This window comes from Acidimicrobiales bacterium (assembly GCA_036491125.1).
GTDB lineage: Bacteria > Actinomycetota > Acidimicrobiia > Acidimicrobiales > AC-9 > AC-9.
In genome coordinates, this window is sequence record DASXCO010000240.1 from 1 (window position 1) to 2,065 (window position 2,065).

The 2,065-nt window shown below is 67.9% G+C and carries 1 protein-coding gene and 1 tRNA gene; both read right to left on the minus strand.

The genetic code is table 11. The features are described 5' to 3' along the window. Positions 1-15: 15 nt before the first annotated feature. The gene (locus tag VGF64_18470; protein ID HEY1636746.1) at positions 16-1,368 is read right to left on the minus strand and encodes a PQQ-binding-like beta-propeller repeat protein; all 1,353 of its coding nucleotides are present in this window, start codon (positions 1,366-1,368) and stop codon (positions 16-18) included. 574 nt (positions 1,369-1,942) lie between these two features. Beyond that, positions 1,943-2,024: transfer RNA gene (locus VGF64_18475), tRNA-Leu, on the minus strand. Positions 2,025-2,065: the final 41 nt, after the last annotated feature.

The window sequence follows — 2,065 nt, forward strand, 5'->3', positions numbered from 1 at the left end:
CGCGCCTGACTCACATCAGGGCACGCGGTAGGCGATGACATATCCCGGTGCCGCCTCGTAGGAGAGTCCCCCGGCCGCCGCCAGCACTTCGTGCTCGGCGATGGCGACGCCGGAGCTGGTCAGGTCGGTCACCGGAGCCCCGGCGTCCGCGCCCAACGGCCGGCGTGCGAGCGTCCGACCACTCGCGGCGTCGAAAGCGTCGAGGTTGCTCAGGCCATCCACGGTCCATACCACTCCATCGGCGGCGCTCATCGACTGGTAGTGAGTACCGTCACCGACCGGGCTTCGCCAATTTGTCGCCCCAGTGCTGCGGTTCAGTGAGAACGCCGTGCCGCCCGGCGTCGCCACCCCCTCGACGGAGTTGCCGTCGAACGCCGTCGAGGCTGCGTTGCAGGCTTGGCAGGAGGCGCCGAGGAGGGTGCTCCACACGGGCGTCATCGTCGCGGCATTGGCCACGTGGTACACGCCAGACTTCTGCAGATCCCCCACCACCTTGGTCCCGTTGCTGGTCGTGAACAGGTTCGCGGACGCTCCAAAGTCGAGGTCAAGCTGGCCGCAGGCTGGATCGTCCAGTGGATCGGGGACCGCAGGATTGTCCGAGGCGGCGCACACGGGGGACTGGCTGAGTGCCGCCAAGGCCGCCGTGTACTGGTCGATGTTGCCACCATAGGAGGCCACGATCTGGCCGAACGTCGGCCGCGACGGGTTCAGATCTATCTTCAGGATCGCGTCGGTGGTCTTGTATTGCTTGGTCTTGCTGTTCGGGTTACCCGCACCCCAATAGGCGTACCCAGTGGCCGGATCGTAGGCGGGGCTGCTCCACAGCCCCCCACCCGCATAGCCCTGGGACTGCGCCGCAGGCGGGATCGTCGGGGTCGTCCTCACGACCTTGCCGGTCGTGGCGTCGATCAGCGAGAACCCCCCGGTCGCCGTGGAGTCTCCCTCGGGCTCCGAGTAGCCGGCGAGGATGAACCCATTTGCAATAACCGGACTGGCGTTCGTATAGGACCCGGCTTGGGCGGCGCTGGCGCTGAGAGGCGGGGCGAAGGGGGCGCTCTTCCAGATCACCGCTCCGGTCGAGCGGTCGAGCGCGATCGCGTACGGGGCGGCGAACTCGTTGACGAGGTAGACGACGGCGTTCCCATCGATGGCTGCCGCGCCGACGATCACCCCACCAGAACCTGGGTTGGGCGCTGGCAACTTGCGTTGCCACACCACATGCCCGGTCCCCGCATCAAGGGCATACGCCACGCCGCCGAAGGAACCGATGAAGGCACAACCGCCATAGACCACCGGAGTCGTGTTGAACCCCGTCCCATCGTTGGTGGAGTTCGTCGAGAATACCCATGCCGGCTTCAGGGTTGGCACGGCCTGTGGACCGATGCGGGTCTCATTGGGCTGCGTGCGCGAGTTGGCGGCGTCGTGGCCATACGACGGCCACTCGCCGCCGGTGGTCGACGCCCTGCATGGCGGCGCGGCAGGCGCCGCCGCGGCGGTCGCCGAGGAAGCAGCCCAAGCTGAGAGCGGAACAACACAGAGCACCGACGCGACGACACGCCCGAGAGCGATCACGATGCCTTCCGCTCAAACCTCGAGGCCCCCGCCGAAGTTGCCCGCCATGTCGCCCGTGATCCACCACCCGCTCGACCCCCGGCAGCCGATTGCCCGGCCGGCCCCGGCCGAGCCTGGGCGATCCGAGGAGCCTGAGGTAATCGCCGCCAAGCTCCTGCTCCCGACGCCCTCCTCCTGGTGGAAGTCGCCAAGCGCCGCACACGAGCCATTGTCGGACCCCCAGGAAGAACGGCCTTTCCGCCGTCAGGCGTACGCCCGATATCTCGGATGAGATTCGACACCGCGGGGCAACATCCTGCTGGACCGGGTCAAGCGGGTTCGGAAGAGCTGGCCGGGGTCCTGGCAACGAAATCCCAGCTCAGACCACCTGTGCGGGCGGGGAGACTCGAACTCCCATCCCTTTCGGGACCGGGACCTAAACCCGGCGCGTCTGCCAGTTCCGCCACGCCCGCTGGCGTGCTGCGTGCCGGGCCAACGCTACCGGGGGCTCGAT